This window comes from Collinsella sp. AF31-11, from assembly GCF_003475605.1.
GTDB lineage: Bacteria > Actinomycetota > Coriobacteriia > Coriobacteriales > Coriobacteriaceae > Collinsella.
The window spans coordinates 167,183-173,279 of sequence record NZ_QRQS01000004.1 but is presented as its reverse complement, the minus strand read 5'-3'; the positions used below and the strand labels follow the sequence as shown (position 1 = coordinate 173,279).

At 57.3% G+C, this 6,097-nt stretch carries 5 protein-coding genes and 1 pseudogene; 2 read left to right on the top strand and 4 right to left on the bottom strand.

The window, feature by feature from the left end; all coding sequences use genetic code 11:
- The first annotated feature begins 373 nt into the window (after nucleotides 1-373).
- On the top strand, nucleotides 374-499 hold the full coding sequence (locus tag DWZ22_RS10595) for a hypothetical protein (protein WP_255412934.1): 126 nt from the start codon (nucleotides 374-376) through the stop codon (nucleotides 497-499).
- A 512-nt stretch (nucleotides 500-1,011) separates the two neighbouring features.
- Here DWZ22_RS10595 and DWZ22_RS03910 read toward each other — a convergent pair.
- A complete protein-coding gene (locus tag DWZ22_RS03910) occupies nucleotides 1,012-2,391 on the bottom strand; it encodes an ATP-binding protein (protein WP_118405475.1) in 1,380 nt (459 codons plus the stop codon).
- A gap of 314 nt (nucleotides 2,392-2,705) precedes the next feature.
- On the bottom strand, nucleotides 2,706-3,326 hold the full coding sequence (locus tag DWZ22_RS03905) for a TetR/AcrR family transcriptional regulator (RefSeq protein ID WP_117734340.1): 621 nt from the start codon (nucleotides 3,324-3,326) through the stop codon (nucleotides 2,706-2,708).
- A gap of 156 nt (nucleotides 3,327-3,482) precedes the next feature.
- On the opposite strand from DWZ22_RS03905, the gene DWZ22_RS03900 reads away from it, so the two are divergent.
- Complete coding sequence (locus DWZ22_RS03900) at nucleotides 3,483-4,220, top strand: SDR family NAD(P)-dependent oxidoreductase (RefSeq protein WP_117734339.1); 738 nt, start codon at nucleotides 3,483-3,485, stop codon at nucleotides 4,218-4,220.
- Nucleotides 4,221-4,427: 207 nt separating this feature from the next.
- Here DWZ22_RS03900 and DWZ22_RS10420 read toward each other — a convergent pair whose 3' ends face one another.
- Nucleotides 4,428-5,363 carry a molybdopterin cofactor-binding domain-containing protein gene (locus tag DWZ22_RS10420; RefSeq protein WP_233546439.1) on the bottom strand — a complete coding sequence of 312 codons (936 nt, stop codon included), beginning with the start codon at nucleotides 5,361-5,363 and terminating at the stop codon, nucleotides 4,428-4,430.
- Nucleotides 5,329-6,045 (bottom strand): annotated as a pseudogene (locus DWZ22_RS10415) (molybdopterin cofactor-binding domain-containing protein); the annotation flags it as partial. The gene DWZ22_RS10420 and the pseudogene DWZ22_RS10415, both read right to left, overlap by 35 nt.
- Nucleotides 6,046-6,097 lie beyond the last annotated feature (52 nt).

The following is a 6,097-nucleotide window of genomic DNA, read 5'->3' as shown; positions in this document are numbered from 1 at the left end:
GACTATTAGCGGCTAAAATCGCCCGGCGCTAACAACGGCCCCAAGAGAGTCGCCCGCTCTATTCAAATGCATGAAAAAGATTGAGGCCCGGTGACTTGAATCAGAGGTCATCCCGGGCCCATCAATATGCAGTGTACCTACAGAGGGCTGGTTAATCAAACGGGCTTTCGGTGACGAAGACCTGCGCGTCTATCCCCAATCGCCCAGCGCCGTCTTCTGCCGCCCTTACGAAAGGCTGCTATTCGAGGGAATCACGTTGCTGTTATTATCGAACATATATTCGTATTTATGACCGCGCTTTGATAGAATGGCAGTTGTTGACGGCAGTTCCATGTGCCGGGCAGCGCCCTCCATGCGACGGGAGGTGATGCCCATGACCGATCTGATTGATTTCGTGAAGCTCCTGACCGCTTTGGTCTCGCTCCTCACGGCGCTTATCGGACTTTCCGAGGCACTTAAGCAGCGTACGAAGCAAAAGAAGAGGGGTCGACGCCGTTAAGGCATTGACCCCTTGAACTAAGTAACGGCGCTGCCCAGCTATCACCCTTGGGCTGCCGTCGACTTTATTCTACCCACGGTTGCCAGGTTTAACAAATGAATTTTCAGTAATGGAGCCTCGAAGCCCGCTCGCTCAACCACCTGGCCATCGGATTAGCCGGATTCTGGGACACGCCTTCCGTCCCAGGCCTCTACCGGAAAATGTGTCCCACCCTGAGGCTCGATTCCGGGACACGGTTTCCGTTTGAAGCCCCGATGGGAAAGCGTGTCCCGTTCCGAGAGCTCATTCCGGGATGCAGTTTCCGCTAGAGATGCCACCGGGAAAGCGTATCCCGTTTTGGAGCCAAATTCCGGGTCGCAGTTTCCGCCTGAGGGCCGATCCGGAAACGGCATCCCACTCTGGGGCCGAAATCTGGGACACACTTTCCGCCGGCAGCCAACACGACAAAAGAAGGGGCCCTATTCCAGCAATTCGAGGACAGGCTCTTGCCCTCGAGCAGAGCTACCCCGCCCTCACATCTCGGCAAACGAAATCAGCTTGGTATCTCCCCTGCTCTTCGCAGCTTCCTGACATCCTTGCGTAAAGCCACGCTTCGAGAAGATCACGTAGCTTTTATGCTGCCGTCTAAAGAGCTCGCTTCGATGCACGAGCTTTTGCAGCACGTCTTCACCCGTCGGTTCATTGCGCCATTTGCACTCCGCAAACAGTGCAGTGCCCTCGCCATCGTCAACAATCAAGTCGATTTCTTCCTGCGTATGCGTGCGATTATCCGTCCCCCACCAGCGTCCAACGGTCGCAGGGACCACGTCGAGCTGGCCCGCCCGCGCAAGTTCGTACACGCACTGCCTGCATATAAGCTCAAAGACCGTGCCCATGTAATCCGATAAGTACGGCTCAATGCGCTTGTACGCCATCTCGGTCATATCGTTTTGAATCAGCCCGATGTTCTGCGGCACAAACTTGTACCAGAACCTAAACATCTGGTCGCTCAGCAGATACACGGCTCGCTTATTGCTCGTCTCGTTTAGGGGCAGCTCGCGCTCGACAATTCCAAGCGACGCCAGCTTATCCACATAGCTCTTTACATTGCTTGCAGGAATTCCCGTAGAGCTCGCAACCTCCGAGATTCTCGAGCGCCCCTGAGCAATTGCTTGCACGATCGCATCATACTGCTCGGGATTACGGCACTCTTGCAAAAGCAAGTTGCTCGGCTCCTCAAAGAGATAGCCCGTAGGGGTAAGGAATAGACGTCTGATGTTGTCCTTGAGCGATGCGGCGGAATCGACTTTCTCGATATACGCGGGAATGCCGCCCGTCATGCCATAGCAAACCGCAGCGTCTTCGCGATCCATGTCGTGCCACATGCCGAGGGTCGTCGTAAAATCGAGCGGTATGATCTTAAACCGGGCCGTACGCCTACCGTATAGTGGGCTCTCGTAGCCCAACACCTGTTCCTCCATAAACGAAAGAGACGAGCCGCATAGAATCAGCATGAGCTTGGTCTCTTTGTACAAGTGATCGATCTTGTCTTGCAGCAACGAGCTAATCTCGGGATTTGATTGAGCGAGATAGGGATACTCGTCAATCACGACAATCAAACGTTCCGCGCGGGCCATGGTGGCTAACGCATCGAATGCCTCGTCAAAACTACGAAACGACACACCTGCAGCACCAACCGAGCCCGCAAGTATCGCCTGGCTAAAGCCGTGCAGGTTTGCCTCTGCGTTAGTACGACGAGCTTGAAAGTAAATAGCCTTCTTGCCTTGGATGAACTCTGTGATAAGACGCGTTTTACCCACACGACGACGGCCGTAAATCACAGGCATCTCAAATGAACCCGCGTCATACAGTCGATTGAGCTCGGACATTTCCGCTGTTCTTCCGATAAACATAGGGCCTCCCTTCCTTTACGTTATAGCTAGCTATATTATACCTTCCTATAATATAGCTAGCTATAACGTAATATGGCAATCGGCACGCATGCGAAAGAGGCGGCGCCCCGCCACACGTGGAATGTCCCGGAAGCACCGAGGCAAATCCGCCCTACGAGCGCTTGTCGGACTTTCCAAGGCACTCAAGCAGCGTTCGAAGAAAAAGAAGAGGGGTCGACGCCGTTAAGGCATTGACCCCTTGATCTAAGTAACGGCGTCGCCCAGCTTTCCACCACTTGGGCTGCCGTCGACCTTATTTTACCCGCGGCACTAATTTAGGACAGCTCGGCAAACGAGATCAGCCCAACGTCTCCCCTACTTTCCGCGCCATCCGAATTGTCAAAACGCAAGGCGTCCCCCGGCGACAAGTGGTCAATCACCCCTGCGATGCACTTGGCCATTTGTGGTGCAGCTGGCTCATATCCGTGAGCATCCCAGTAGCGCAGATAATCCGCGAACTGGCGCGTGGTCGCATAGTAGAACAGGTCATAGTCGAGCTCGGCATCGGAGCAGTTGGGGCGAGCGTTCGCCATAATGCGAAAATCGACGAGCGCGCACGCACAGAACTCATCGAAGCCGTGCCCAGGAATCTGCGACGACAGAATGGCATGGTACTCCGCTCGATGCTGCATTACGTGTTCGAGGATATGCCGCACCATGTCCTCCATGTTGCACTGCGAATCGCGCAGATCGTTCGCGAGGATTCGAGCATACATCGCGGTATGCTCTTTGACGAGCGCGGCGGCGAGCGCATTTTTGTCCGAGAACTGACGGTAGAAACCCGTGCGTCCGTAGCCGCTACGACCGATGATGTCACTCGCCGTTATCTTGGAATACGACTTTGTTCGCAGTAACTCGACAAGTGCCTCTAAGTATGCTTTCCTCGAGCGATTCATGGATTACCGGCTTCGCAAAATGAATGATGGTTAATTATGTGTTCTCTTATGAACACTTTTGGATATTTTATCCCCTAGTAATGCCGAATGAAATAGACCAAACTTAGTTTATCAGCGGTTTTGATACCGTAATTCGCAACATAACGGAGGGAACAGATGGGCAAACTTGATGGAAAGGTCGCAATCGTCACGGGCGCGACGTCGGGCATTGGCCAGGGTGTCGTCTGGTGCTATTGCGAGGAAGGTGCCAAGGTCGTTTTCTGCGGTCGACGCCGCGAAAAGGGCGAGGCATTCGAAAAGGAGCTCCGCGATGCTGGGCATGACGCGACCTTTGTGCAGGCGGATATGACAAACGAGCAGGATGTCGATATGCTCTTTTCCGCGACCATCGAGGCGTATGGCAAACTCGATATCTTGGTCAACAACGCCGGCATGATGACTAACTTCCAGGTCGAGACCATGGACATCGCCAACGATTTCGACCGCGTGATGGCCCTCAACCTTCACAGCTACGTCTATGCCACGCAGCTTGCCGTCAAAGCCATGACGGACGGCGGAGCAATCGTCAACGTCGCAAGCATCGGCGGCCTTGGCGGTTGCCCCGGTATGAGCAGCTACGGCGCCAGCAAGGCTGCCACGCTCTCGTTCACTCGCTCGATGGGCGCGGAGCTCGCTCCCAAGGGCATTCGCGTCAACGCCATCTGTCCCGGAACGATCTTCTCCGAGATGATGCCGCGCGACGGCGAATTCACCCAATACACGCTGGCAAAGATTCCCATGGGTCGCGGCGGAGAGCCGCGTGAGATTGGCACGGTCGCCGTGTTCTTTGCGAGCGATGATTCCAGCTACGTAACGGGAACGCAGCTCATCGTCGACGGTGGCATGACCGCCTAGACATGGTTGCCGCACACACCGCGGCGCTTGGGCGATTGAGCGATGCGGCGGTTTTTGGTTCTGCCTCATATAATCCAATGCCTCCTGCCCGGCCCTTCGAAAGAGGGGTCGGGCTTTTGTTGTGACCGAGGAGCGATGGAAGGCACGGCATATACAGTTGATGTTGAGCGCGGACGATCTGTCAGCAATGGCCGTCCGCGCTCTACCCTAGCCGCGGTGACGGACGCGGCTGTAGGGCGTATCCACCATGGGCAGATCCGGACGCAGCTTGCCATCAAACGCGCGATAGGCGTTCTGCACGGCGGGCGCCGTGGGGATCGTTGCGATCTCGCCGATGCCCTTGCCGCCGTATGCCACGGGCAGCAGCTCGTCCTTCTCCACGTAGATGGCGTGGATATCCGGAATCTCGGGCGCACGGAACAGCCCAAGCGTACCGTACCTTGCCTGGGGTACGCAGTCCTTGAGCGGCCAGTCCTCGGTAAGCGCATAGCCCATACCCATGAGCACGCCACCTTCGATCTGACCCTGTATGGAGATGGGGTTGACCATCTTGCCGGAATCGTGCGCGGCATAGACCTCGCTCACGCGGCCGTCATCGTCCAAAATGACCACATGTGTGGCAAAGCCGTAGCAGATGTGGCTCTTGGGGTTGGGAACATCCGCACCCAGCTTGTCGGTCGGCTCCAGGTACACGTAGCCAAACTCACATCCCTCGAGCGCCTTGATGGCGGCCGCGGGATCCTGAGGATGCATACCCTGGCCGGCGACGAGCTCCTGCGTGTGCAGCTGATAGGCGCGACCGTCGTCGTACTCGATCTTGACGCCGTCGCCATGCGCATTCACGGGAGCGGCGGGCGCAGACTTGCCGGCCTCGATGTCAAGCATGGCATCGCGCAGCAGGAAGGCGGCACCGCGCACGGCCTCGCCAGTCACGACCGTCTGTCGCGAGCCAGACGTGGTGCCGGAGTCGGGAGCGTTCTCGGTGGAGCACTCGCCGTTGGCAATGCAGTGAAGCGGCAGGCCACATGCCTCGGCAACGTCCTGCAAAAACAAAGCCGCGGTACGCGCCGGCGGGCGGGTTGTTGGTGTAGTAGCCAAAGCCGCGAATGTCGGTGTTCTGGTACTTGTAGGGGCCGACGGCATGCGTACAGGCGCGCTCGAGCACCGGGCCGCACAGCGACGCGTAGGCGCCGGTGTCAAAGTTGATCTCGCAGTCCAGGCCGGTAAAGTTGCCCTCGGCATCACAGCCCAGCGTAAAGGTGCCGTCCATGGCGTGACGCTTGGGATGGAAAGCGAGCGACTCGGCACGCGTGAGCTTGCACTTCACAGGACGCTGGAGCTTATAGGCAGCAAGCGCGGCCAGGTGCTGGATGGACACGTCCTCCTTGCCGCCAAAGCCGCCGCCCACGAGCATGGTCTCTACAACCACGCGCTCGGGTTCGCTATCCCAGCCAAACATGTGGGCGCACTCTTTGCGCGTGTCGTAGGCGCCCTGGTCGGTCGACTGCACCTTGACGCCGTTCTTGTACGGGAAGGCAACGGCGCACTCGGGCTCCAAGAAGGCATGCTCGGTAAAGGGCGTGGTAAAGCGCCGCGTCACGGTGAACGCGCTCTCCGCTAGCGCCTTGGCCTCGACAATGTTACGCACGGGCTCCAGCGGCTCGTAATCGATCTTTACGAGCTTCTTGGCCTTCTCGAGCGTCGCTTCGTCCTCGGCGACCACCAACACAATGGCATCGCCCACGCAGCGGGCGTCGCCGCCTGCGGAGGCGCAACCGCTTCCGCGGGCAACGTAGGCCACGTTATGTTGAATGGATTTGGCCATAAGAGACTCGCCTATTTCTTAAGAAGGTACGAATAGTTGTCGCGCACAGCCC